This window comes from Ruegeria sp. SAZD011 (assembly GCF_059612545.1).
In genome coordinates this window covers 400,083-422,267 of record NZ_JBXWQU010000014.1, presented here as the reverse complement: position 1 = coordinate 422,267, position 22,185 = coordinate 400,083, and the positions used below count along the sequence as shown (strand labels likewise).

General features: G+C 63.3%; 26 protein-coding genes. 18 read left to right on the top strand and 8 right to left on the bottom strand.

Annotation, left to right across the window (positions count from 1 at the left end):
* Nucleotides 1–73: 73 nt before the first annotated feature.
* Together AC2FLM_RS05270 and AC2FLM_RS05265 are read right to left on the bottom strand one after the other, a co-directional pair.
* Nucleotides 74–724 (bottom strand): nitroreductase family protein, encoded by a 651-nt coding sequence (locus tag AC2FLM_RS05270; RefSeq protein WP_496856301.1) that lies wholly within the window; start codon nucleotides 722–724, stop codon nucleotides 74–76.
* A 37-nt stretch (nucleotides 725–761) separates the two neighbouring features.
* Nucleotides 762–1,646 (bottom strand): ArgP/LysG family DNA-binding transcriptional regulator, encoded by an 885-nt coding sequence (locus tag AC2FLM_RS05265; RefSeq protein ID WP_496856299.1) that lies wholly within the window; start codon nucleotides 1,644–1,646, stop codon nucleotides 762–764.
* Between the two features lie 91 nt (nucleotides 1,647–1,737).
* On the opposite strand from AC2FLM_RS05265, the gene AC2FLM_RS05260 reads away from it, so the two are divergent.
* The 7 genes from AC2FLM_RS05260 (at nucleotide 1,738) to AC2FLM_RS05230 (ending at nucleotide 7,211) form a co-directional block, all read left to right on the top strand.
* Nucleotides 1,738–2,349, top strand: a complete 612-nt coding sequence (locus tag AC2FLM_RS05260; protein ID WP_496856297.1) for a LysE/ArgO family amino acid transporter — start codon at nucleotides 1,738–1,740, stop codon at nucleotides 2,347–2,349.
* A gap of 68 nt (nucleotides 2,350–2,417) precedes the next feature.
* Nucleotides 2,418–3,329 carry a DMT family transporter gene (locus AC2FLM_RS05255; protein ID WP_234137570.1) on the top strand — a complete coding sequence of 304 codons (912 nt, stop codon included), beginning with the start codon at nucleotides 2,418–2,420 and terminating at the stop codon, nucleotides 3,327–3,329.
* A 35-nt stretch (nucleotides 3,330–3,364) separates the two neighbouring features.
* Nucleotides 3,365–3,778 carry a DUF1036 domain-containing protein gene (locus AC2FLM_RS05250; RefSeq protein ID WP_496856295.1) on the top strand — a complete coding sequence of 138 codons (414 nt, stop codon included), beginning with the start codon at nucleotides 3,365–3,367 and terminating at the stop codon, nucleotides 3,776–3,778.
* A 59-nt stretch (nucleotides 3,779–3,837) separates the two neighbouring features.
* The gene (betI, locus tag AC2FLM_RS05245; RefSeq protein WP_234167095.1) at nucleotides 3,838–4,410 is read left to right on the top strand and encodes a choline-binding transcriptional repressor BetI; all 573 of its coding nucleotides are present in this window, start codon (nucleotides 3,838–3,840) and stop codon (nucleotides 4,408–4,410) included.
* Nucleotides 4,407–5,915 carry a choline-sulfatase gene (gene betC / locus AC2FLM_RS05240; protein WP_496856293.1) on the top strand — a complete coding sequence of 503 codons (1,509 nt, stop codon included), beginning with the start codon at nucleotides 4,407–4,409 and terminating at the stop codon, nucleotides 5,913–5,915. Before betI (AC2FLM_RS05245) ends, betC begins: the two co-directional genes overlap by 4 nt.
* An 18-nt stretch (nucleotides 5,916–5,933) precedes the next feature.
* Nucleotides 5,934–6,590, top strand: a complete 657-nt coding sequence (locus tag AC2FLM_RS05235; protein WP_496856291.1) for a DUF6946 family protein — start codon at nucleotides 5,934–5,936, stop codon at nucleotides 6,588–6,590.
* 261 nt (nucleotides 6,591–6,851) lie between these two features.
* Entirely contained in the window at nucleotides 6,852–7,211 is a 360-nt protein-coding gene (locus AC2FLM_RS05230; protein WP_496856289.1) for a nuclear transport factor 2 family protein, read from the top strand.
* A 21-nt stretch (nucleotides 7,212–7,232) separates the two neighbouring features.
* On the opposite strand, the gene AC2FLM_RS05225 is transcribed toward AC2FLM_RS05230, so the two are convergent.
* Together AC2FLM_RS05225 and betI (AC2FLM_RS05220) are read right to left on the bottom strand one after the other, a co-directional pair.
* A complete protein-coding gene (locus AC2FLM_RS05225) occupies nucleotides 7,233–8,039 on the bottom strand; it encodes an isocitrate lyase/PEP mutase family protein (RefSeq protein WP_496856287.1) in 807 nt (268 codons plus the stop codon).
* Between the two features lie 90 nt (nucleotides 8,040–8,129).
* Nucleotides 8,130–8,711: a choline-binding transcriptional repressor BetI gene (betI, locus tag AC2FLM_RS05220; protein ID WP_496856285.1), complete on the bottom strand. Its 582-nt coding sequence runs from the start codon at nucleotides 8,709–8,711 to the stop codon at nucleotides 8,130–8,132.
* A 165-nt stretch (nucleotides 8,712–8,876) separates the two neighbouring features.
* Between betI (AC2FLM_RS05220) and AC2FLM_RS05215 the strand changes: the two genes are divergently transcribed.
* The 3 genes from AC2FLM_RS05215 (at nucleotide 8,877) to AC2FLM_RS05205 (ending at nucleotide 12,181) form a co-directional block, all read left to right on the top strand.
* Nucleotides 8,877–10,079, top strand: coding sequence for a BCCT family transporter (locus tag AC2FLM_RS05215; RefSeq protein WP_496856283.1), 1,203 nt, complete (start codon nucleotides 8,877–8,879; stop codon nucleotides 10,077–10,079).
* A gap of 82 nt (nucleotides 10,080–10,161) precedes the next feature.
* Nucleotides 10,162–11,820, top strand: coding sequence for a choline dehydrogenase (gene betA / locus AC2FLM_RS05210; RefSeq protein ID WP_496856281.1), 1,659 nt, complete (start codon nucleotides 10,162–10,164; stop codon nucleotides 11,818–11,820).
* 121 nt (nucleotides 11,821–11,941) lie between these two features.
* Nucleotides 11,942–12,181 (top strand): HP1242/YdcH family protein, encoded by a 240-nt coding sequence (locus AC2FLM_RS05205; protein WP_234137578.1) that lies wholly within the window; start codon nucleotides 11,942–11,944, stop codon nucleotides 12,179–12,181.
* 72 nt (nucleotides 12,182–12,253) lie between these two features.
* Here AC2FLM_RS05205 and AC2FLM_RS05200 read toward each other — a convergent pair whose 3' ends face one another.
* Complete coding sequence (locus AC2FLM_RS05200) at nucleotides 12,254–13,651, bottom strand: helix-turn-helix domain-containing protein (protein WP_496856279.1); 1,398 nt, start codon at nucleotides 13,649–13,651, stop codon at nucleotides 12,254–12,256.
* 66 nt (nucleotides 13,652–13,717) lie between these two features.
* Nucleotides 13,718–14,005 carry a YciI family protein gene (locus tag AC2FLM_RS05195; RefSeq protein WP_496856277.1) on the bottom strand — a complete coding sequence of 96 codons (288 nt, stop codon included), beginning with the start codon at nucleotides 14,003–14,005 and terminating at the stop codon, nucleotides 13,718–13,720.
* Between the two features lie 96 nt (nucleotides 14,006–14,101).
* Between AC2FLM_RS05195 and AC2FLM_RS05190 the strand changes: the two genes are divergently transcribed.
* Complete coding sequence (locus tag AC2FLM_RS05190; protein ID WP_496856275.1) at nucleotides 14,102–15,004, top strand: LysR family transcriptional regulator; 903 nt, start codon at nucleotides 14,102–14,104, stop codon at nucleotides 15,002–15,004.
* Here AC2FLM_RS05190 and AC2FLM_RS05185 read toward each other — a convergent pair.
* Nucleotides 14,948–16,153 (bottom strand): multidrug effflux MFS transporter, encoded by a 1,206-nt coding sequence (locus AC2FLM_RS05185; RefSeq protein ID WP_234219140.1) that lies wholly within the window; start codon nucleotides 16,151–16,153, stop codon nucleotides 14,948–14,950. The two genes, AC2FLM_RS05190 and AC2FLM_RS05185, sit on opposite strands and share 57 nt — an antisense overlap.
* A 182-nt stretch (nucleotides 16,154–16,335) precedes the next feature.
* Here AC2FLM_RS05185 and AC2FLM_RS05180 point away from each other — a divergent pair, with 182 nt between their 5' ends.
* From AC2FLM_RS05180 to AC2FLM_RS05155, 6 genes are all read left to right on the top strand, one after another.
* Nucleotides 16,336–17,868: an acyl-CoA carboxylase subunit beta gene (locus AC2FLM_RS05180; protein ID WP_234137583.1), complete on the top strand. Its 1,533-nt coding sequence runs from the start codon at nucleotides 16,336–16,338 to the stop codon at nucleotides 17,866–17,868.
* 10 nt (nucleotides 17,869–17,878) lie between these two features.
* The gene (locus AC2FLM_RS05175; RefSeq protein WP_496856272.1) at nucleotides 17,879–18,367 is read left to right on the top strand and encodes a GFA family protein; all 489 of its coding nucleotides are present in this window, start codon (nucleotides 17,879–17,881) and stop codon (nucleotides 18,365–18,367) included.
* Nucleotides 18,364–18,762, top strand: a complete 399-nt coding sequence (locus AC2FLM_RS05170; RefSeq protein ID WP_234143260.1) for a cupin domain-containing protein — start codon at nucleotides 18,364–18,366, stop codon at nucleotides 18,760–18,762. The genes AC2FLM_RS05175 and AC2FLM_RS05170 overlap by 4 nt, the downstream gene beginning before the upstream one ends.
* Nucleotides 18,763–18,833: 71 nt before the next feature.
* Complete coding sequence (locus tag AC2FLM_RS05165) at nucleotides 18,834–19,238, top strand: DUF6497 family protein (protein ID WP_496856270.1); 405 nt, start codon at nucleotides 18,834–18,836, stop codon at nucleotides 19,236–19,238.
* A gap of 214 nt (nucleotides 19,239–19,452) precedes the next feature.
* Nucleotides 19,453–19,590 carry a hypothetical protein gene (locus tag AC2FLM_RS05160; protein WP_203583153.1) on the top strand — a complete coding sequence of 46 codons (138 nt, stop codon included), beginning with the start codon at nucleotides 19,453–19,455 and terminating at the stop codon, nucleotides 19,588–19,590.
* A 69-nt stretch (nucleotides 19,591–19,659) separates the two neighbouring features.
* Nucleotides 19,660–20,019 carry a hypothetical protein gene (locus AC2FLM_RS05155; RefSeq protein ID WP_234137588.1) on the top strand — a complete coding sequence of 120 codons (360 nt, stop codon included), beginning with the start codon at nucleotides 19,660–19,662 and terminating at the stop codon, nucleotides 20,017–20,019.
* 80 nt (nucleotides 20,020–20,099) lie between these two features.
* Here AC2FLM_RS05155 and AC2FLM_RS05150 read toward each other — a convergent pair whose 3' ends face one another.
* Nucleotides 20,100–21,239, bottom strand: a complete 1,140-nt coding sequence (locus AC2FLM_RS05150) for a DcaP family trimeric outer membrane transporter (protein ID WP_496856268.1) — start codon at nucleotides 21,237–21,239, stop codon at nucleotides 20,100–20,102.
* Between the two features lie 659 nt (nucleotides 21,240–21,898).
* Here AC2FLM_RS05150 and AC2FLM_RS05145 point away from each other — a divergent pair.
* Complete coding sequence (locus tag AC2FLM_RS05145; protein ID WP_234219145.1) at nucleotides 21,899–22,102, top strand: hypothetical protein; 204 nt, start codon at nucleotides 21,899–21,901, stop codon at nucleotides 22,100–22,102.
* Nucleotides 22,103–22,185: the final 83 nt, after the last annotated feature.

The window sequence follows — 22,185 nt, the reverse complement described above, 5'->3', positions numbered from 1 at the left end:
GACCCGTTTTCCGTGCCGGAAAACGGCCGCGCTATTCGGCGAAGCTGGCGATCTCACTCAGCGGCTTCTTGATCTAGGCTACCTCGGGCACGGTTGCATCTGCTGCCGGATGCCCCACCGCGATGATCATCGTGGGTTTCTCGGATGCGGGCCGCCCCAGCGCGTCGTTGAGGAACCGCATCGGGTTGGGCGTATGGGTCAACGCACACAGTCCCGCGTGATGCAGCGCCGCCAGCAGGAAGCCGGTGGCGATATTCACGCTCTCGGGCACGTAATAGTTCTTGTACCGCGTGCCGTCGTCGAACTGCCCCCAGCGTTGTGCAAAGACCACGATCAGCCAGGGGGCGTCCGTCAGATGCTCTTTCACCGCATTGGTGCCGATCGGCTCCAGAGCCTTGATCCACTCGTCGCCCGCACCGCCTGCGTAGAACCGCCGCTCTTCCTCTTCGGCCTCCTCCCGGATCCGCGCCTTCAACGCCGGGTTTGCCACCGCCACGAAATGCCAGGGCTGGTGATTGGCGCCCGAAGGCGCGGTGCCCGCCGTTCGAAGGCACGTCTCGATCACAGGGCGGGGTACGGGGCGGTTCGAGTAACTGCGTACCGTGTGGCGCCGACGCATGGTGTCGTGAAACGCCTCTGCCGCCGCCAGCATCTGGGCATCGGTCAATTCGGTCCGGTCGGGAAGTGGAACGGCACGATAGTTGAGTTGGGTGCGGGCAAACATGGTTTCTCCTTGTCCAGCACTTCCTTATCCGGAGCGCTCAACCGGGCATCAAGCCCAGGCTTGCGGCCTGTCGGACCGCGCGGGTCAGTGGGGCAAGCGCAGGCGTCAATACCCGGCTCACCTGCCAGGACAGCGGTACATCCAGCGGCCGGTGAGGGATGAGCGGTACCAGGTCGCCGTGGTCGATATGCTTTCGGACCAGCGCGCGCGGGTTCATTCCCCATCCCATAGCCGCCAGCGCGGCATCGACGAATCCCTGCGAGGAGGGAAGGAAATGCGTAGGGGGCGCCAGTTGCATCCCGGTCTGCATCTCGATCCAGCGCTGTTGCAATTGGTCCTTGGCATTGAATGTCAGGCAAGGCGCGAGAGACAGCGCCTCGGGAGTGACCCCGCCCGCGAACCACTGTTTCATGAATCGGGGGCTGGCAGTCGCGATATAGCGCAGCGCCCCCAACGGATGAGCGTCGCAGCCCGGAATCGGTCTGCCATGGGCTGTGATCGCAGCGCTGACTTCGCCGCGCCGCAGCCATTCGGCGGAATGGTCCTGATCGTCGATAACCAGATCGAACAACACGCCCTTGACGCCAAACATCGCCTCCAGAAACCAGGTGGCAAGGCTGTCCGCATTGACCGCGATCCTGACCCTTACCGGCCCGGAGCCTTGGTCAAGCGCAAGGTCGCGGCTGACTTGCGCCTCCAGCAAACCGACATCCTCGGCATGTCGCGCCAGTCGCAGACCGGCGGCTGAGCCCGTTGCGGGTGGACCGCGCTGGATCAGTGCCAGCCCCACTTTCTCCTCCAACGCGCGAATGCGCTGGGACACCGCCGATGGTGTGACCGAGAGCGCCCCGGCGGCGGCCTCGAAACTGCCCAGCCGCAGGATGGCGGCCAGCGCGGCAAGCTGTTGCGGGTCGAACTGCATTAGAAATCCTAATCCAGGCTAACAATCTTTAACTGGATTAAACTTACGCCGCTCTCTAGTCAAACCCGGCAACCTTACGGGAATCCGCCCCATGTCCTCTGCCATTGTCGCCGGCTTTGCCCTTGGTTTCGGCCTGATCCTTGCCATCGGGGCGCAGAACGCCTTTGTCCTGCGGCAGGGGCTGCGGCGTCAGCATGTCTTTGCTGTCTGCCTGACCTGTGCGCTGTCGGACGCGGTGCTGATCACCGCAGGCGTGGCCGGGTTCGGAGGGCTGGCCACGGCCATGCCCTGGTTCGAGCCGCTGATGCGCTATGGCGGGGCGGCCTTCCTGATCTGGTACGGCGCGCGCAGCCTGCACGCGGCGCTGACCAAGACCGAGGCGCTGATGACCGGCGACGACGCCCGCAGCGGCGGCGGAGCCGCCCTGCGTCCGGTGCTGCTGACGGTGCTGGCCTTTACCTGGCTCAACCCGCATGTCTATCTGGATACTGTTGTGCTGATCGGCTCGATCTCGTCGCAATATGGCGACAGGCTCGGCTTTGGGCTCGGCGCTGTTCTGGCCAGCTTCACCTTCTTCTTCTCGCTTGGCTACGGGGCACGCCTGCTCGCGCCGGTCTTTGCCCGCCCCCGCGCCTGGCAGGTGCTCGACACGGTGATCGCCCTGACCATGTGGACCATCGCGGCCAAGCTGCTGCTGATGTGACCGGGCAATCGCGGGTCGTTCGCATGTGAAGGGTTGCCCCGGCGCCGGAATGGGTGTTCAACCCTGATATGCCTCTGCCCGAGACCCCAGACTCCCGCCCGCTGGCCGGCATCCTCTGGATGCTTGCGGCGGGCCTGTCCTTTGTGGTGATGACCGCGCTGGTCAAGTCCATGGGGCAGGGCATGCACCCGATCCAGTCGGCCTTTCTGCGCTATCTGCTGGGCATCGTCTTTGTGCTGCCTGCGCTGCGCAGCCTGCTGGCGGCGCGGCTGACCCGGCGCCACTGGACCATGTTCGGCCTGCGCGGGGCCATCCATGCGGTGGGGGTGATGCTGTGGTTCTTTGCCATGACCCGCATCCCGCTGGCCGAGGTCACCGCGATGAACTATCTCACCCCGGTCTATGTCAGCCTCGGCGCCGCCCTGTTCCTGGGCGAGACGCTGGCGGCGCGACGGATCACCGCCATCTTCGTGGCGCTGATCGGCGCCGCGATCATCCTGCGCCCCGGCTTTCGCGAGATCTCGCCCGGTCATCTGGCGATGCTCGGGACCACGCTGACGCTGGGCGGCTCTTATCTGCTGGCCAAGGCGGCGGTCGAGGATCTCAGCCCTGCCGTGGTGGTGGCGCATCTGTCGATCTGGGTCACGGTGGCGATGATCCCCTTTGCGGTGGCGGTTTGGCAGACCCCCAGCTGGCAACAGCTGGGGGTGCTGTTCGCCATCGCCAGTTTCGCCACTGCCGGGCATTACTTCATGACGCTGGCGCTCAAGGCGGCACCGGTGGCGGTGACCCAGCCGGTCACCTTCCTGCAACTGATCTGGGCCACCTTGCTGGGCGCGCTGGTCTTTGGCGAGGGGGTCGATATCTGGGTGGTTGCGGGCGGTACACTGATCCTCGCCTCGGTCAGTTTCATCACCTGGCGCGAGGCGGTGCTGAAGCGGCGCCCGATCACCCCGCCCAGCATTGCACCGAAGCTGTGACCTGTTTGAACGGGCGCGCATCAAAGGGAAATCGCTTGAGAGGCGCTGCGGCCATAACCTGTCTTCTGTTCGCGCCCGGTGAGGTACAGGCCGGGTTCGAGATCTGCAACGATACGCCGGTTACGCAATCTGTTGCGCTCGCCTTTCGTGGTCCCGGGGACTGGATCAGCCAGGGTTGGTATGTGTTCGCACCGGATCAATGCCAGACCGTGCTGGAGGGTGATCTGACCAATCGCTATTATTACGTGACTGCGCTGGCCGAGGGGTGGGCGTTTGACCACCAGGACATCGCCTTTTGCGTCAAGCAGGGTGTCTTTGACATTGTCGGCGCCGAAAACTGTCGGGAACGCGACCTTGTCACCAACTTGTTTCGCGAGGTTGATACCGGCCCCACGGCGACCGGTTTCCGGTTAGACCTGTCACCTCTGGTTCGACCTGCCGATGATTGATTGACGCGTCAATAAATATTCCCTAGCGTTTTCAAAACCAATGGCGCTGGGGAGAGGGCATGCCGAAAATCGGAATGGAACCGATCAGGCGCGATGCGATCGTCAAGGCGACGATAGCAGAACTGGGCGTGCAGAAAAGCCTCGATGTCACCGTCAGCCAGATCGCCCGCCGGGCGGGCATGTCGAGCGCGCTGGCGCATCACTATTTCGGTGGCAAGGACCAGATCTTTCTGGCCGCCATGCGTCATATCCTGACCGAGTTCGGCGACGAGGCCCGGGCCGAGATGAAGGCCAGCACGCCAGCCGACCGGCCGCAAGCCATTGTACGGGCCTGTTTCGCGCATTCCTGTTTCACCCCGGATGTGATCGCGGCATGGATGACCTTTTACGTGTTGTCGCAGACCAATGACGACGCGCTGCGCCTGTGGCGCATCTATCAGGCGCGGCTGTATTCCAACCTGGTTCATGCCCTGCGCCCGGTGGTGCGCAATCCGGGCGAGGTGGCCAGTGATATCCGGGCGCTGATCGACGGGCTCTACATCCAGGCGGCGCTGGGCGCACCCGGAGAGCCCGACCTGGCCTGTGCCCATGCTTTGCGTGTTCTTGATACCCTGATCGAGGCTGGTAGATGACCCAACCCAATATCCTGATCCTGATGGTGGATCAGCTCAACGGTACCCTGTTTCCCGATGGTCCCGCCGACTGGCTGCATGCGCCCAACCTGAAACGGCTGGCGGCGCGCTCGGCCCGGTTCGCCAATGCCTATACCGCCAGCCCGCTCTGCGCGCCGGGGCGGGCCAGTTTCATGTCCGGCCAGTTGCCCTCGCGCACCGGGGTCTATGACAACGCCGCCGAGTTCCGCAGCGATATCCCGACCTATGCCCATCACCTGCGCCGCGCGGGCTATTACACCTGCCTGTCGGGCAAGATGCATTTCGTCGGCCCCGACCAGTTGCACGGGTTCGAGGAGCGGCTGACCACCGATATCTATCCGGCCGATTTCGGCTGGACGCCCGATTATCGCAAGCCGGGCGAGCGCATCGACTGGTGGTATCACAATATGGGCTCGGTCACCGGCGCGGGCGTGGCCGAGATCACCAACCAGATGGAATATGACGACGAGGTCGCCTATCACGCCAAGGCCAAGCTTTACGATCTGGCGCGCGGCAAGGACGGCCGCCCCTGGTGCGTCACCGTCAGCTTCACCCATCCGCATGACCCCTATGTGGCGCGGCGCAAATACTGGGACCTCTACGAGGATTGCGAGCACTTGCTGCCAGAGGTGGGCGATCTGGGCTACGACAACCATGACCCGCACGCCAAACGCATTTTCGATGCCAATGACTGGCGCAATTTCGATATCACCGAAGACGACATCCGCAAGTCGCGCCGCGCCTATTTCGCCAATATCTCCTATCTGGACGACAAGGTGGGTGAGATCCTCGAGGTTCTGGAAACCACCCGGCAAGAGGCGATCATCCTCTTTGTTTCCGATCACGGCGACATGCTGGGTGAGCGCGGGCTGTGGTTCAAGATGAACTTCTACGAAGGCTCCGCCCGGGTACCGCTGATGGTAGCCGCGCCGGGGATGGCCCCGGGCCGCATCGACACGCCGGTCTCGACCATCGACGTGACGCCGACGCTGGGCGAACTGGCGGGTGTCGACATGGCCGAAATCGCGCCCTGGACCGATGGCACCAGCCTGGTGCCGCTGGCAAACGGCACCGAGCGCACCGCGCCGGTGCTGATGGAATACGCCGCCGAGGCATCCTATGCGCCGCTCGTTTCGATGCGCTATGGAAAGTGGAAGTACAACCGCTGCGCGCTCGACCCCGACCAGCTTTTCGATCTGGATGCCGACCCGCATGAGATGACCAACCTCGCCGACCACCCCGATCATCAGGGCACGGTACAGAGCCTGCGCGCCAAGTCGCAGGCCCGTTGGGATCTTGACCGTTTCGATGCCGAAGTGCGCGCCAGCCAGGCCCGCCGCTGGGTGGTTTACGAGGCGCTGCGTCAGGGCGGCTATTACCCCTGGGATTACCAGCCGCTGCAAAAGGCCTCGGAACGCTACATGCGCAACCACATGAACCTTGATAATCTGGAGGAAAGCCAGAGGTTCCCGAGGGGGGAGTAGGCGCGGAAGGAGGCCCGAATGACCAAGTTTTATGTTCCATCAACCGGGGTCGAGGACTGGAAACACCTTCTCGCCAACCCTGAGACCCAATGGCAACGCGGCTATTCCGCAATGGCCGCCGCCCTTTCATGGGAGGCGGCGCGGGGTTTGCCGCCCGAGATCGCCAGTCTGCTTGGCGCTTCACCTGAACTCTTGCTCGCAATCCCCGAACACAAGGTTGCATTGCCCGGTGGCCGCCGGGACAGCCAATGTGACGTCTTTGCCTTGGTCAAGACGGGCGAAGAAACCATCGCTCTCGCCGTAGAAGCAAAGGTCAACGAGACCTTTGGTCCGACGGTCGGAGAGTGGATGGTCAATGCAAGCGATGGCAAGATCGAACGAATGCGCTTCATCTGCGAGATACTTGGGCTGAGCGCACCGCCGCCAGACGAATTGCGATATCAGCTCTTTCACCGGACCACAGCGGCCGTTCTGGAGGCTCGGCGCTTCAAGACTGACCGGGCCGCCATGATCGTTCAATCCTTTTCCCAGGATCACCGCTGGTTCCCGGATTTCTCAGCCTTTGCCAATCTGTTCGGATCTCGGCCGGAACCAGGCCAGGCGTTTGTCCACGAACTTCCTTCGGGGATGCCAGTGTTGTTGGGTTGGGCGGTTGGATCACCTGATTACCTATGAAGAAAGGTTGGTTTCGGCGTTGGCAGTGGACCACCAATGGACACGCGGGGTATTCGAAACTGCGACTATGGCCTTTCGCAGGTCAGCCTCGGATTAAAGGTTGGGTTCTCTGGAAGCCAGAGTCACATTGTTGCCGCGAACCCGACCTTTGAGGCGGCCTGATTTCGTCTTGTTATAGGGGTGCCTTGGCAACAACCAGTCTGTTTGCTTGGGCAATTCGGGGGCTGATCGGCTACACTCTCATTCCAAAAGAGGGGGATCATGACCACATCAGAACACATCGCCGCGCTGACTGCCCTTGTCGAAACCTACGTGGTGGCGATGACCCGGGGCGACCGGCCCACGCTGGAGCGGATCGTCTTCGACCGGGCCAGCGAGGTGGGCCATTACGAAGGGGAACTGCTCTGGAATTCTCGCGACGCGTTCATCGCCATGTGCGAGGACGCGGCCGATGCGGAAACCGATCCGTTCTGGGCGATCAATTCTGTTTCGGTGCAGGGGGACATCGCGCAGGTCCATGTCGAAAACGATTGGGCCGGCATGCGCTTTGACGATTTCCTTACGCTGCTGTTGCACGAGGGCAGTTGGCGCATCGTGTCAAAGGTCTATCGTATCCGCTGAATGCCCGCCGCTCCGGCGGTCTTACCCGTTCAGCAAAGCTTCGACCTCGACCACGCTCGCCGCACCCTTCAGCACGGTGAAATCGCCGCGTTCCAGCATGGCGCGGGTGCCGTCCAGCAGGATCTGTTGCGTCACCCGGGCCAACCCCCCACCGATCGAGATCCGGGAAACCCCCAGCGCGCCCATCTGCTCGGCGGTCAGATCCCGCATCTGCCCCGCCGCCAGCAAGTTGACCGGCGTTCCGGTATCGGCCAGCGCCCGGGTGGTATCTGCATCGACAAGCGGGGCATAGATCACGTCCGCGCCCGCCTGGGCAAAAGCGATGCAGCGGCGCAGGGCCTCGGCCTGATCATAGCTCTGCATCAGCCAGCCATCGGCGCGCGCCGTCAGCACGATATTCCCCTCGCGGGCCGCAGCCACCGCCGCCTCGATCCGGGCCAGGGCCAGATCGAAGGGATAAGACCCTTTGGACGGCATCATGGTATCCTCGATCGAAACCCCGGCCAGTCCCGCCTCTGCCGCCAGACGCACCGTCTCGGCCACGGTGTCGGGGCTGTCGCCGAAACCGTTCTCGAAATCGCCGTTCACCGGCACATCGACGGCGGCGCAGATATCGGCCGCGTGCCGCAGCGCGATCTCGCGCGTGATCTGCCCGCCATCCGCCAGACCCAGGGTAAAGCCATGTCCGGACGAGGTCGTCGCCAGCGCCCGCGCGCCCAAACCGGCCATGACCTTGGCCGACCCGATATCCCACGGGTTCGGCATCACCAGAGGATCACCCGGAACGTGCAGGTCCCGAAAACACTTGGTCAATTCATCGCGGCGCATGATGGCACTCCTCATTGATCTGGCGGCACGATGAGCATATCGGCCTCGGGCGCGAAAGGAACGGCAATCCTGAGATGACGCGCGCGCCTGTCACCGCCGGTCCAGTAACAACTCCGTCAGGGCCCGCGCATCGGCCCGAGCCGATGCCGCATCAGGGACCGTGTCGCCCTGCGCCGCTTCGATCCAGATGCCGTCCATATAGGCCTGTATCGTCGTCTGCACCCTGTTCAGACCCTGTTCCGGCACCAGTTGCCGCAGTTCCCGGCGGATGTTGCTTGCCACCCGCGCCCGGTTGATCCGGTGCAGCCGCGACAGGCTGTTGGTATAGGGCGCATTGGCCCAGAACTGCACCCAGACCGAACATTGCGCGGGCGTGAACAGCGTATCGTCGAAATTGGCCTCGACAATCGCAAGCAGCCGCTGGCGCGGTGTCCGTGCCTCGGCCAGTCGGGTCAGCAATGCCGTGTGCAGGATCGACAGCAGGCGGCGCATGGTCTCTTCCATCAGCCGATCCTTGGACCCGAAGTAATAGTTGATCGACGCCGCCGAGGCCCCGGCCTCGCCCGCGATCTCGGCCATGGTGACCGAGCCGAATCCCCTGTGATGCAACGACCGGATCGCGGCGGCGACCAGCTCGTCATTGCGGATGTCCCGAATGCGTTTGCGTCTCATGCGGCCATATTGGCCAATCGGTCAAAGGGTTCAAGTTTAAAGGATTATCGAAAAACTTGTATGGTGATACAAGTTTTAGTTCTTTTGATCAGGTTGTTGTGCTAGTTTCCCGCATCATTCGACCCGGCTCCGAGGAGAGGGCGGGCGTGACCCCAGGGAGGGACCATGATCCTGAATTCGATCTTAAGCTTCGGGCTGCTGCTGACCTTTGGTCTGGTGGCCTTTTGCGTCATCAAATGGCGCGATGTGGACTGTATCGGCCCGACGCCGGTGCATCTGTTCACCTACATCGCGATCCTGTTCACCTCCGGCCTGGATGTCGGGCTGATCATGTTCCCGCTGGCCGAGTTCGGCGGCTATGCCGAGGATCCGGCCTATGCCTTTGCCAACCCACTGGCGATCGAGTTCGGGTTCTGGGGCTTTCTGATCTGGGCGTTCTATTTCCTGACCGCCTTCTATTTCTGCGTGATCGAGCCGCGCGTCGGATTTTTCGAGATCCCGCTGGTGAAGCTGATCAACAACATCGTCATCATCGGCACCTGTGCCTTTACCGCCAGCCTGTTCCTGATCTATCTGCCCGGCTACATTCCCGAGATCGGCGATGGCGAGACGGTGGTGCCGGCCTTCTACGTCATCGTGTTCCTGACCATCCTGGCGGCGGCCTATTCCTCGACCGATCTGAAATATGTGCGCGTGCTGTCGGTCGGCTCGACCTTTCTGTTCCTGGCGCTGATCCTGGGCATGTGGGCCAGCGCGGGCATGGGCCTGGGCGGTGTCGGCCAGAACCTCGGGCTTTTGGGTGCCTATTTCGGCAACCTGCAGGAATTCGTGTTGCCACTGACCGATTACCACGCCTTCTACCTGTTCTGGTGGTTCGCCTGGTCGATCATGATCGGTCAGTTCACCTCGCGCTTTGTGGGCGGGCTGAAGACCTGGCAATTACTGATCGCGCTTTTGGTGTTCCCCTCGATCCCCTTGGCGATCTGGTTCTCGGTTCTCTATTTCTATCACGAGAACGGGATCAGCACCGCCGGGCTGACCAATGTGGCGATGATCGTGGTGGGCATCACCTTTGTCATCAACTCGCTCGACTCGCTGATCCGGCTTTACACCGACAACCTGTCGATCACGGTCGAGCGGCTGGGCCGCCCGGTCTATATCGCGGGCAATGTCGGTGTCCTGTTCGCGCTGACCCTGCTGTTCCAGAGCCAGTGGCTCCAGATCCAGTGGGTCGGTTCGATCGTGATCGGCCTGTACCTGGCCTGCGTCCTGTTCATTGCGCTGCGTCACCGCAGCACGGTGATGGCGATCAGGACATCCCCCGAAGATCGCGCGCTCGATTTCCACAAGGTCGAGAGCGTGCACTGACACAAACGGACCCGGCCCCTGTTGGCCGGGTTCCCCCTTTGGCGTGCGCAAGGCGACGCCGACAGCAAGGAAAGACAGACGGATGGAAGCGGATTTTGTCATCGTGGGGGCCGGCAGCGCGGGCTGCGCCATGGCCTACAGGCTCAGCGGGGCGGGGGCCTCGGTGCTGGTGATCGAGCATGGCGGCACCGATGCGGGGCCGTTCATCCAGATGCCGGCGGCGCTCAGCTATCCGATGAACATGTCGCGCTATGACTGGGGTTACCTGTCCGAGCCCGAACCGCATCTGAACAATCGCCGCCTGGTCTGTCCGCGCGGCAAGGTGATCGGCGGGTCCTCCTCGATCAACGGCATGGTCTATGTGCGCGGCCATGCGATGGATTTCGACACCTGGGCCGAGATGGGCGCCGATGGCTGGGCCTATGCCGATGTGCTGCCCTATTACAAGCGGATGGAGACCTGGCACGATGGCGGCCATGGCGGCGATGCCGCCTGGCGCGGTACCGACGGGCCGCTGCATGTTACCCGCGGCCCGCGTACCAACCCGCTGTTCAAGGCCTTTGTCGAGGCCGGTCGGCAGGCCGGTTACGAGGTCACCGGCGACTATAACGGTGAAAAGCAGGAGGGCTTTGGCCCGATGGAGCAGACCGTCTGGAAGGGGCGGCGCTGGTCGGCGGCCAATGCCTATCTGAAACCGGCGCTCAAGCGCGAGAATTGCGACGTGGTGCGCGGCCTGGCCGCCCGCGTGGTGATGGACGCGGGCCGCGCCACCGGGGTCGAGATCATACGGGGCGACAAGGCCGAGGTGATCCGCGCCCGCCGCGAGGTGATCATCGCGGCCTCGTCGATCAACTCGCCGAAACTGCTGATGCTGTCGGGCATCGGCCCTGCGGCGCATCTGGCCGAACATGGTATCGCGGTCGTGGCCGACCGCCCCGGCGTGGGGGCCAACTTGCAGGACCATCTGGAGCTTTACATCCAGCAGGCCGCGATCCAGCCGGTGACGCTCTACAAATACTGGAACCTGTTGGGCAAGGCGGCGATCGGCGCGCAATGGCTCTTTACCAAGACCGGGCTGGGTGCTTCGAACCAGTTCGAAAGCGCGGCCTTCATCCGCTCGCAGCCCGGCGTGCCCTATCCGGATATCCAGTATCACTTCCTGCCCATCGCCGTGCGCTATGACGGTCAGGCCGCGGCCGAGGGCCATGGCTTCCAGGCCCATGTGGGGCCGATGCGCTCGCCCTCGCGCGGGGCGGTCACCCTGCGCTCGGACCGACCCGAGGACGCGCCGGTGATCCGCTTCAACTACATGAGCCATGAAAAGGACTGGGCCGATTTCCGCACCTGTATCCGGCTGACGCGCGAGATCTTTGGCCAGGACGCGTTCAAACCCTATGCCGGCAAAGAGATCCAGCCCGGTGCGGCGGTGCAGAGCGACGACGAACTCAATGCCTTTATCGCCGAACATGCCGAAAGCGCCTATCACCCCTGTGGCACCTGCCGCATGGGCCGGGCAGATGACCCGAACGCGGTGGTCGACGGGCAGGGTCGGGTGATCGGGGTCGAGGGGCTGCGCGTGGCCGACAGCTCGATCTTTCCGCAGATCACCAATGGCAATCTCAACGCGCCTTCGATCATGGTGGGCGAGAAGATGTCGGACCATATCCTGGGCCGCGACCCGCTGCCGCGCGCCAATGACATCCCCTGGATCAATCCACGTTGGGAGGCCTCGCAACGGTGAGGCAGGGGCAGAGATTTTTCGTCGAAAAATCTCGCCGGCCGCACCCGATTTGATCCCTGTCAATGTCGGCCATTGGGTGGGCGTCTAGCCTCTGGGCTGACATTGAAGAAGGAGCGAACGGATGTCCCATACCCCGCATGAACTGGCCGAGGAATTTCCCGAAAAGGTCGATCTGATGAGCCAGCTCAAGCAGACGGATGCGCATTTTTCCAAGCTGGCGGACGAGTATCACGAGATCAATCGGGCAGTGCACCGGGCCGAGACCAACGTCGAGCCGATGGAGGAACTGGCCGAGGTCGAGCTGCGCAAGAAGCGCGCGGCGCTGAAGGATGAGATCTGGGGCATCCTGTCCAAGGCCTGACCCGAAGGGGCGGGGGCTCTGCCCCCGTCGCCTGACGGCGACTCCCCTGGAGTATTTTCAGCGAAATGAAGATCAGTTGACCTCGTAGGGCAGGGTGCCGCGATGGTCGCTGTCGATGGTCAGGCGCCGCTCAAGCGGCGGGACCGAGCGTTGGTGGCAGGTCTTGCGCTCGCAGATGCGGCAGGAAATCCCGATCGGCTCATAGGCGCTGGCGTTGCTGACATCGAGATTATCGGCATAGACCAGTTGATCGGCATGGCGCACCTCGCAGCCGAGCGCGATCGCATAGCGCCGCACCGGTGCGCCGAAGGACCCCCCTGTTTTCGAGACGTCGCGCGCCAGCGAGATGTAGCGGACGCCATCGGGCGTTTCCGCCAGTTGTCGCAGGAAATGGCCGGGGGTTTCGAACGCGCGATGCACGTTCCAGAGCGGGCAGGCGCCGCCGAAGCGTGCGAATTGCAGCCGCGTGGCCGAGTGGCGCTTGGTGATGGTGCCGGCCTGATCGACCCGGACAAAGAAGAAGGGGATGCCCTTGGCGCCCGGCCGTTGCAGGGTCGAGAGGCGATGCGCCACCTGCTCGATCGAGGCGCCGAAGCGGGTACTGAGCCGTTCCAGGTCGTGGCGGGTCTGCTGGGCGGTTTCCAAAAAGGTGCCATAAGGCATGAGCGCCGCACCGGCGAAATAATTGGCCAACCCGATCTTGGCGATGGCGCGCGCCTCTTCGCTGTGGAAACGGGCGAAATCGAGCGTTGCCTCCAACAGTGAATTCTGACTGAGCAGCGCCACCTGCAACAGCAGTTGAAATACCTGGGTCTGCGGCGCGCTGCGCGTCGAAAGGCGCAGCAGGCGGGTTGCGGGGTCATATTGGCGCAGTGCCTCGATATCGGCCAGTTCGACCGTGATGCCACGGTCGGCCAGTGCGGCCAGCGCCGCGCCGCGCACACCGTCTGCCTGGGCCCGGGCCGCGAACCGCTCTGCCGCGTGATCGACCGCGTCGATATAGTTGTCGCAATAGTGGAAGAAGTCGCGTACCTCCTCCCAGGGGCTGGCCTGGATGCGGGCATCCTCGCGCCCCAGCGCCTCGTCCAGCGAGGCCAGTCGCTCATGTGTCTGCCGGTAGGTGCGGTGCAGCTCGATAAAGGCGCGCGCCAGCGCCGGGGCATTGGACGCGGTCAGGCGCAGATCGGCCAGCGGCGGCATCGCGTCGGCGAAAATCGGATCGGCCAGCGCCTCGCGCATATCGCTGACCAGTCGCTCGCTGTCGCCGGTGCTGAGTTCAGTCACGTCCAGCCCGAACTCTTGCGCCAGTGCCAGCACCACCGAGGTCGAGACCGGGCGGTTGTTGTTCTCCATCTGGTTCAGATAGGGCAGCGATACCCCCAGCTTGGCGGCAAAATCCTTTTGTGTCAGCGACAGGCGGTTGCGGATCTCGCGCAGCTTGGCGCCGGCATAGAGTTTCTGGGTGGCCATCGGATGCCGACTCTTTGCAAATTAACCTTGTCGAGAGGTTATGTTTGCAAAGCGCGCGCGGCAAGCTCAGACCGGCTGGCCGTTGCGAAAGACTTGCCGCCATTCCAGAATGTCGACGCTCTGGCGCAAGCCCGTGGGCCAGAACGGGTCTCTCTCGACCAGAGTTTGGACATCGGCGCGGGTCGCGGCCTCGATCAACCACATGCCGCCGCGTCCCTGGGGCCCGTCGAACAGCGGTCCGGCACCAAGAATGGCGGCCCCGTGAGATGCAAGAAACGCAAGGTGTTCGGCCATGTGTCTTTGGCGCAGATGTTCCTTGCCGGGATTATCCTGAAACGTGACACGGTAGAGCATGATCTGTCCTTTCGGTGCTAAGGTGAACAGGATGACATGCTGCAAATCCGCTGTGCAGAGTAGAAAATTGCAGTCAGGAGATGCAAGATTGCAGTCATGAACTGGGATGACATGCGGTTTCTGCTGGTGGTTGCGCAAGCGGGCAGCCTCAAAGGGGCGGCCCGCTCACTTGGCGTGGACAAGACCACCGTGTCGCGGCGCCTGCGTGCGCTCGAGACGGCGCTGGGGCGCCAGGTGGTCGAGGTGGGCGGGCAGGGCTTTGGTCTTACCGAATTCGGGCGCCGACTGTGCCGCCATGCCGAGGTCATGCGGGACGAAATGCAGGGGGTCGGCGCCCTGGCCGGGGCCAGTGGCGATGCTACGTCTGGAACGGTGCGCCTGACAGCGGTGCCGATGGTGATCAACCAGATCCTTGTGCCTGCGCTTTGCGATCTGCGCGCGGCGGCTCCGGGACTGCGGCTGGAACTGATTGCCGAGGCCCGCGATCTGAGCCTGTTGCGCGGCGAGGCCGATATCGCCCTGCGCCTGGCGCGCCCGACAGAGGGCGGGCAGGGCGTGTTGGCGCGCAAGCTGGGAGATCTGGACTATGCTGCCTTTACTGCGCGCGATGCCGCAGGAGATCTGCCCTGGATCGGCTATGAAACACGTATGCAATACCTGCCTCAGGCAGCGGCCATCACGCGCGCGGCAGAGATCGAAGGCGCGGCTCAGGTCTCGGTCAACGATGCCGAAACCCTGTTCCGGCTTGTCTGCTCCGGCCACGGGAAAACGCTCTTGCCCCGGATCATCGGCGGCGCCGAGCGGCGCCTGGTCGAATTGCCGTTTCGGCATGGAGCGCTGCCCAAGCGCGAACTCTGGTTGATGCTGCGTCGCGAACTGCGTGACCTGAAGCGCGTTCGCCTGGTCGCGGATTGGGTCGAAGGCGTTCTTTCCGCGCGAATGTCACAGGCCCAGCCGGCGTGCTCTCCAGATCACGGCGAGGATGGCGACAACCCCTAGCAGGGCGGTGCCCAGCATCAGCCAGAGCAGCGGCAGCGCGCCGGATTCAGGCGTCAGCAAGGCGCCGGCCCAGGCGCTCAGCGCGGCGCCGCCGCCCAACATGATGGCGCCGTTCAGACCCGAGGCGCTGCCTGCGAGATGCGGTCGCACCGACAGAGCGCCGGCGGTGGCGTTGGGGATCGACATGCCGTTGCCCAGCCCGACCAGCGTCATCAGTCCAAAAAAGCTGTATTCAGACCCATATCCGGAAAGCATGGTTGCCAGCGACAGGGTTATGCCAAGCGCGTTCATCAGGCAGCCCCACAATACCATCCGGTCGACGCCGAACCTTACCGAATAAGCGCCACTGACAAAGTTGCCGGCAAAGTACCCCAGCGCAGGGGCGCCAAAGAACAGGCCCATGCGCGCGGGCTCCATCCCGAAAACCTCGGTGCTGACAAAGGGGGCGCCGCCCAGATAGGCAAAGAAGGCCCCCGAGGACAGGCCGCTGGCCAGCGAATAGCCCCAGAACCGGGGAGAGGTCAGCAGGGCGGGATACTCGCGGAACTGCTGGATCAGGGTCTTGCCGCTTTTCAGCGCGGTTTCCCCGAAATCGACATAGGTGAGAATGAGCGCCGCCACCCCCAGCACGAACAGGATCCAGAAATTGGCCTGCCAGCCGAAATACTGGTCCAGCACGCCGCCCAGCGCGGGGCCGATCATTGGCACCACCGCCATGCCCATGGTGACCCAGCCCAGCATCGAGGCGGCCTTGTCCTGTTCGTACATATCGCGCACCGCTGCGCGGCTGAGCACGATGGCCACCGCGATCACCGCTTGGCACATGCGGAAGAAGAGAAAAATCTCGACCGTGGGCGCATAGATGCAGCCCAGCGTGACGATCAGGAACAGGACCAGCCCCCACAGGATGACCGGGCGCCGCCCGGCCTTGTCCGCCAGCGGTCCGATCACCACCTGCATTGCCGCGTTCACCGCCAGATACAGCGCGACCGAAAGCTGCATCAACCGGTAATCGGTCTGGAAATACTCGGTCATGTTGGGAAGGCTGGGCAGAAAGATGTTCATGCCCAGGGCGGAAAGGCCCGACAACAGGATCAGAGTGGCAAGCGCAGGTGGGCTGCGCTGCAAGGAGGCGGGCGGGGTCTGCATGGTTTCGATCTAGGCGCGCTCGGCGGGCAAGTCCATCTTTGGCCGTGGGTTAAGGTGTTAATTAGCAACTTTGCGTTTTGCTTTGGTGGCGTTGCCAATGATTTGCAAATTTGCCGAATTCCCCTTTGGCGCTTGCGGCATTGTCTTTATGGTCCGTTCAAATTTCAAAGGGGACAATCGCCATGAAAGACATCCTTTCCGAGCTGGAAACCCGCCGCGAGGCCGCGCGGCTGGGGGGCGGGCAAAAGCGGATCGACGCCCAGCATGCCCGGGGCAAGCTGACAGCGCGCGAGCGGATCGAGCTGTTGCTGGATGAGGACAGTTTCGAAGAATTCGACATGTTCGTCAGCCATCGCTGCACCGATTTCGGGATGGAAAAACAAAAGCCTGCGGGTGATGGCGTGGTCACCGGCTGGGGCACGATCAATGGCCGCATGGTATATGTGTTCAGCCAGGATTTCACCGTCTTTGGCGGCTCGCTGTCGGAAACCCATGCCCAGAAGATCTGCAAGATCATGGATATGGCGGTGCAGAACGGCGCCCCGGTGATCGGTATCAACGATTCGGGCGGCGCGCGCATCCAGGAGGGCGTCGCCAGCCTTGCGGGCTATGCCGAGGTGTTCCAGCGCAACATCATGGCGAGCGGAGTGGTGCCCCAGATCAGCGTGATCATGGGCCCCTGCGCCGGCGGCGCGGTCTATTCGCCCGCGATGACCGACTTCATCTTCATGGTCAAGGACACGTCCTATATGTTCGTGACCGGTCCCGACGTGGTGAAAACCGTCACCAACGAGGTGGTGACAGCCGAGGAACTCGGCGGGGCCTCGACCCATACCCGCAAGTCCTCGGTCGCCGACGGCGCCTTTGAAAACGATGTCGAGGCGCTGGCCGAGGTCCGCCGCCTGGTCGATTTCCTGCCGCTCAACAACCGTGAAAAGCCGCCCGTGCGGCCGTTCTTTGACGAGCCGGGCCGGATCGAGGCCAGCCTCGACACGCTGGTGCCGGAAAACGCCAACACCCCCTATGACATGAAAGAGCTGATCAACAAGATCGCGGACGAGGGCGATTTCTATGAAATCCAGGAGGATTTCGCCAAGAACATCATCACCGGCTTCATCCGGCTCGAAGGGCAGACCGTGGGCGTCGTGGCCAACCAGCCGATGATCCTGGCGGGCTGTCTGGACATCGACAGCAGCCGCAAGGCGGCGCGCTTCGTGCGCTTCTGCGACTGTTTCGAAATCCCGATCCTGACGCTGGTCGACGTGCCGGGCTTCCTGCCGGGCACCAGCCAGGAATATGGCGGCGTCATCAAGCACGGCGCCAAGCTGCTGTTCGCCTATGGCGAGGCCACGGTGCCAAAGGTCACCGTGATCACCCGCAAGGCCTATGGCGGCGCCTATGACGTGATGGCCTCCAAGCACTTGCGCGGCGATTTCAACTATGCCTGGCCCACCGCCGAGATCGCGGTGATGGGCGCCAAGGGCGCGACCGAGATCATCCACCGCGCCGATCTGGGCGATGCGGACAAGATCGCGGCCCATACCAAGGATTACGAGGACCGGTTCGCCAATCCCTTTGTCGCCGCCGAACGCGGCTTCATCGACGAGGTGATCCAGCCGCGCAGCACCCGCAAACGCGTCAGCCGCGCCTTTGCCTCGCTGCGGGGCAAGTCGCTCAAGAACCCGTGGAAGAAGCACGACAACATTCCGCTCTAGGAGGTCAATGATGGGCCAGACCCACGCCGGTGGATGCCTGTGCGGCGCGCTTCGCTACGAAGTGAGCGAACCGCCCCTGCGTCTGACATGGTGCACCTGTCGCTTCTGTCAGAAGATGACCGGGACACCGATGAATGCGCTTGCCGGGTTTTCCGGTGGCGCGTTCCGGCTGGTGTCGGGCTCCCTGCGGACCTACACCCATGTCTCCGAGGGCAGCGGCAAGGAGATCCACCTGAAATCCTGCCCGACCTGTGCCACCACCGTGTTTGTGGAGTTGGAACGGTTCCCCGGTTTCACGGGAGTCATGGCGGGTACCCTGGACGACCCGGACTGGTTCGACAGGACGCCGGAAAACGCCAAGTACATCTTCACCGACTGCGCGCAGAAGGGGACGGTGGTACAGGCCGGGTTCCCGGTCTACCGGCAACACGCAACCGATCTTGAAGGCGCACCGCAGGATCCGGCGGTCTACGACCATCATCACCTGGTAAGCTCATGACACAGCTTTGGAAAAATCAGGCCTTTACCATCAGCCATGCCGACAGTTCCCCTTTTGTCGGGCAGGGGCTGCGGGCCTTTTTCGAATATCGTGATCTGGGCATCAAGGATGCGACCAAGGGCCGGTTCGGCGCCCATGTGATCCGCGCGGTGCCGGGCATGGAAAGCCCGGGCGCCTGGCACAGCCACGAGCTTGATTTCCAGATGGTCTATGTCACCAAGGGCTGGGTCGTCTTCGAATACGAAGGGCAGGGCGAGCACATGTTGCGCGCCGGGTCCTGCGTGTTGCAGCCACCCGGCATCAAGCACCGCGAATGCCGTCATTCAGACGATATGGAACTGATCGAGATCATCTCGCCCGCCGCCTTCGAGACACGGGACGAGACCGCCCCATGACCCTGCGCGCCCGACATGGAACAGCGCCCGCCACGTGCGATGCGCAAGCAACCCCGGCGAGAGGAGCCCGCTTGCGGGGCCGGGGTTGCCTCTATGTCCTGGCGCTAATGGCGGCGTTTGCCGCGCCTGTTCGGGCGCAGGCGCTGTTGCCGGTGCCCTCGGGCCAGCCGGTGGAACTGGCCGATGTGCTGCTCGACAACAATCCGGGCGAGTTGTGGATCCGCTTCCGCTTCATCGCACCCAAGATCGGCGACCAGGCAGGGCAGATTCCCTATGACGTGGTGGCCATCGACATGGAGCATCTGTGCACCATCCTGGCGGTCCCATATGTGGAAAGCCGCCAGATCACACCGGCGCGCGTGATCATCTCGATGTCGGACCGCCCGGTCGCCTTCGGCACCTCGCAACCCGGAGCTACACAATTTTTTGAGGCCTACCGCCTCCGCGACTCTCGCTGTATCTGGGAGGAGTTTTGACGATGCCACAACATGTTGCGGGTCAAACTTCACATCAGCGGAGTTTTGCGACTTTGGAGTCACAGGCCATGAACTTGCCCCATCCCGGATGTATTTCCGGCCCGATTTCCACTATGCTCCGGCACGGTCGCCAACGTGCGTCCAATCCCGAAAGGGTGAGGCAGGCAGAAGCTGTTGCTTCTGTTCGTTTCGATTGTGTCAGTAGGAGAAACAGATGTCGAAATGCATCAAATTCGTGGCAATGGTCGCCTTCGTCGGCGCCGTTGCTGCTTGTGACAACTCGCCGAAAGAAGAATTCGTCATCATCGAGCCCATCTCGACTGAGCCGACCTTCACCGGCAAGTACAAGTAAGAACACCGCGGGATCGGCCCTGCGGCCGATCCCGCGTTTCGCCGCGCTCTCTGGCCGGGAGGGCGTGTCATGCTGAAACATCGCGGTTTCCCCAGCCGCATGCCCGGCTCTGATTTCCAGTTCACCATTCGCCGCGCCAACCCCAAGGGCGTCACGCCACTGGTCCGGCGCGAGCGCTATCGCGACCGCAAGGCGGTCGATCGCCGTGCCGATGCGCTGTTCATGCAGGCCCTGTGGGAGCAGTTCGGCGACGAACCGTTCGAGCGCGGCAATCTGGATGCCGGGCGCCTGAGCTGGCTGTTCGGCCGCGAGGTGGTGGCAGCAGAGGATCCCTTCGATCCGGCCAGCTACGAGGCGCTTCTGGTCATTGATGTGGCGGTGGCGCGAGCCTCGTTCCCGGATGCGTTCGACGGGGACGATTGGGAATGATCCAACTGGCGGCGCATATGGCCCGTTCGGGGAATACCGGACACGCCCTGACCGAGGGAGGACAGGGCGTGCCGCGGCTCTCAGAAGTTCAGCTGTACCGCAAGCTGAACCCGGTCGCCTTCGAAGCTGGCGCCGGTCGAGGTGGTGCGTTCGCCAAAGATGTATTCACCGCTCAGCGTCAGGTTGTCGGTGGCTTTGTAGAACGCGTTGACATGGATGGTCTCAAGCTCGGTGAAATCGAGCGTACCGGTCGAGGTGGGCAGGTCGTATTCCTCGCTGCCATAGGCGATGCCGAAGTTCCACTTCTCGCCGACATCCTGCCGGAATTCGACGGTAAAGCCATCGACATCGTTGGCCACGCCGCCAACCGCCGAGGCACCGCCGCCGATCAGCAGCGGGCCCAGCGCCTCGCCGGTGACAAAGGTTGCCTGGAACAGGCCGCCATGCCAAGGGCGCAGGGCACCGGACACGGTGACGCCGGTCTGGTCGACCTCGGTGCCGCCGGAAATGACGGTCCCGACCAGACCCGCGATCCGGGCCGAGAACAGATCGTCATTGTATTCCAGCGCGGCGGTGACGACCGGATCGTCCGAGCGGGCGCTGTTTTCCTCGATCGAGGCGCTGAACAGCGCCTTGCCGAAGGCATGGCTGTAGCGCACCTGCGGCACCCGGGCAAAGGTCACGCCGACCGGGCCGTTGAACTCGACACTAGTCGGGTAATGGCCGATGGGCATGAAGTTGGTCCAGGTCTGGCCGATCAGCCAGTGGTCGCCGATGCGGATATTGGCATGGCGCAGGCGCAGCTCCGACCGGCCGCCCGAGGCGAACAGGTCGAACTCCAGCTGCCCACCCAGGGTGCCGATATCGGTCTCGGTGCTGGTGCGGATGCCCAGGCGCGACTGGCGCACGGTGGCGCCAAAGGTGCCGTCGGTAGCATTCGCGGGTTCGCCGATATTGTTCACAAAGGCGGTGTCGCCCTGCACAAAGTCGAAATCGTAAAAGAAATCGGCCTTGGCATAGCCGTAAATGTCGATCGCGGTGCGACCGACATGCAGGTCGCCGCGTGCACCGGCGGCACGGCCGGCCTCCAGCGCTTCGACACGGGCACGCAGCGCGTCCAGTTCGGCCTGGCTGCCGGCATCGCCGGCCATCGCCGCTCCGGCGCCCCCCAGGGCCGTCATCAGCGCCAGCGCCGATATTGCGTCAAGTCTCCTCACCATTTCTACCCATCTCCTCGTATGTGTGGCGAGGCTTTGGGTTCCACGCGGCCCCGGTGCGATCAAATGACAAGCGGGCGATTGGCCGTGAGCGGAAATTGCCGCGATGGTGATCGTTCGGGAGTTGAGTTTTTGCCTGTCGCACACGGTATCTCGCCGGTACAGGGTCTGTCGCGCACGAACGCGTGCAGTTCGCGTGAAAGCAGTCGCCGCGCCTGTGGGTTGGCTCGGGATCGCCTGGCCTTGCGTAACGGTTATGTGACAAAGGACATGCCCGCAGTTGAGAAGCACCCTGTCGGCACTTTCCCGCCAAGGTTGCTCCGCGCCCGGCAGAATCCGGCTCAAATCCGGCGTCCCGCGAACCGGGGCTTGGCGGCGTGCCACGGATACGGCAGCCTCGTTCAGGCGTGCGGCACAAATCTGCCTGCGTCGTGCGCGCACCTACTATTCCGTACCCCTTCCCTAAGCGGGCGGTTTGATGTCGCTGACCTCGAACCGCCCGTCTTTTTGCCCGCGCCCGGCGTGGCTGGATCGGCGGATTTCCCCCAAGTTGCGCGGCCTGCCGCTGAGGCTGTCGCAGGGCGTCTGCGCCGCTTGATTTCCACCCGCGCGCCACGCCATCTATCTGCCCATAAGACGGACCAATCCGAAGGAAGGGCAGGATGCAGAAATCGAAACTCTTTGCCGGTCTGGCGCTCGTCGCCAGCCTGGCCGCCTGTGGCGACAACCCGACCGAACAGGCCCTTTATGGCGGCAGCGCCGGGCTTCTGGGCTCGCTCGTCCTGGACGGAAACCCGGTTGTCGGCGCCGCGGCCGGCGCCGCTGGCAACATCCTTTATTGCAAGGTGCAAGGCACCTGCAACTGACGCACTGACTTCTCCCCGGGCACTGAACCGCCCGGCTGACATCGCGCGATACGCCGTTCCTGGCCATCCGGCCGGGGGCGGCG

Coding starts and splice junctions, on each gene's coding strand:
- AC2FLM_RS05270 (WP_496856301.1), bottom strand. CDS start 724: ATGTTTGCCCGCACCCAACTCAACTATCGTGCCGTTCCACTTCCCGAC.
- AC2FLM_RS05265 (WP_496856299.1), bottom strand. CDS start 1,646: ATGCAGTTCGACCCGCAACAGCTTGCCGCGCTGGCCGCCATCCTGCGG.
- AC2FLM_RS05260 (WP_496856297.1), top strand. CDS start 1,738: ATGTCCTCTGCCATTGTCGCCGGCTTTGCCCTTGGTTTCGGCCTGATC.
- AC2FLM_RS05255 (WP_234137570.1), top strand. CDS start 2,418: ATGCCTCTGCCCGAGACCCCAGACTCCCGCCCGCTGGCCGGCATCCTC.
- betI (WP_234167095.1), top strand. CDS start 3,838: ATGCCGAAAATCGGAATGGAACCGATCAGGCGCGATGCGATCGTCAAG.
- betC (WP_496856293.1), top strand. CDS start 4,407: ATGACCCAACCCAATATCCTGATCCTGATGGTGGATCAGCTCAACGGT.
- AC2FLM_RS05235 (WP_496856291.1), top strand. CDS start 5,934: ATGACCAAGTTTTATGTTCCATCAACCGGGGTCGAGGACTGGAAACAC.
- AC2FLM_RS05230 (WP_496856289.1), top strand. CDS start 6,852: ATGACCACATCAGAACACATCGCCGCGCTGACTGCCCTTGTCGAAACC.
- AC2FLM_RS05225 (WP_496856287.1), bottom strand. CDS start 8,039: ATGCGCCGCGATGAATTGACCAAGTGTTTTCGGGACCTGCACGTTCCG.
- betI (WP_496856285.1), bottom strand. CDS start 8,711: ATGAGACGCAAACGCATTCGGGACATCCGCAATGACGAGCTGGTCGCC.
- AC2FLM_RS05215 (WP_496856283.1), top strand. CDS start 8,877: ATGATCCTGAATTCGATCTTAAGCTTCGGGCTGCTGCTGACCTTTGGT.
- betA (WP_496856281.1), top strand. CDS start 10,162: ATGGAAGCGGATTTTGTCATCGTGGGGGCCGGCAGCGCGGGCTGCGCC.
- AC2FLM_RS05205 (WP_234137578.1), top strand. CDS start 11,942: ATGTCCCATACCCCGCATGAACTGGCCGAGGAATTTCCCGAAAAGGTC.
- AC2FLM_RS05200 (WP_496856279.1), bottom strand. CDS start 13,651: ATGGCCACCCAGAAACTCTATGCCGGCGCCAAGCTGCGCGAGATCCGC.
- AC2FLM_RS05195 (WP_496856277.1), bottom strand. CDS start 14,005: ATGCTCTACCGTGTCACGTTTCAGGATAATCCCGGCAAGGAACATCTG.
- AC2FLM_RS05190 (WP_496856275.1), top strand. CDS start 14,102: ATGAACTGGGATGACATGCGGTTTCTGCTGGTGGTTGCGCAAGCGGGC.
- AC2FLM_RS05185 (WP_234219140.1), bottom strand. CDS start 16,153: ATGCAGACCCCGCCCGCCTCCTTGCAGCGCAGCCCACCTGCGCTTGCC.
- AC2FLM_RS05180 (WP_234137583.1), top strand. CDS start 16,336: ATGAAAGACATCCTTTCCGAGCTGGAAACCCGCCGCGAGGCCGCGCGG.
- AC2FLM_RS05175 (WP_496856272.1), top strand. CDS start 17,879: ATGGGCCAGACCCACGCCGGTGGATGCCTGTGCGGCGCGCTTCGCTAC.
- AC2FLM_RS05170 (WP_234143260.1), top strand. CDS start 18,364: ATGACACAGCTTTGGAAAAATCAGGCCTTTACCATCAGCCATGCCGAC.
- AC2FLM_RS05160 (WP_203583153.1), top strand. CDS start 19,453: ATGTCGAAATGCATCAAATTCGTGGCAATGGTCGCCTTCGTCGGCGCC.
- AC2FLM_RS05155 (WP_234137588.1), top strand. CDS start 19,660: ATGCTGAAACATCGCGGTTTCCCCAGCCGCATGCCCGGCTCTGATTTC.
- AC2FLM_RS05150 (WP_496856268.1), bottom strand. CDS start 21,239: ATGGTGAGGAGACTTGACGCAATATCGGCGCTGGCGCTGATGACGGCC.
- AC2FLM_RS05145 (WP_234219145.1), top strand. CDS start 21,899: ATGCAGAAATCGAAACTCTTTGCCGGTCTGGCGCTCGTCGCCAGCCTG.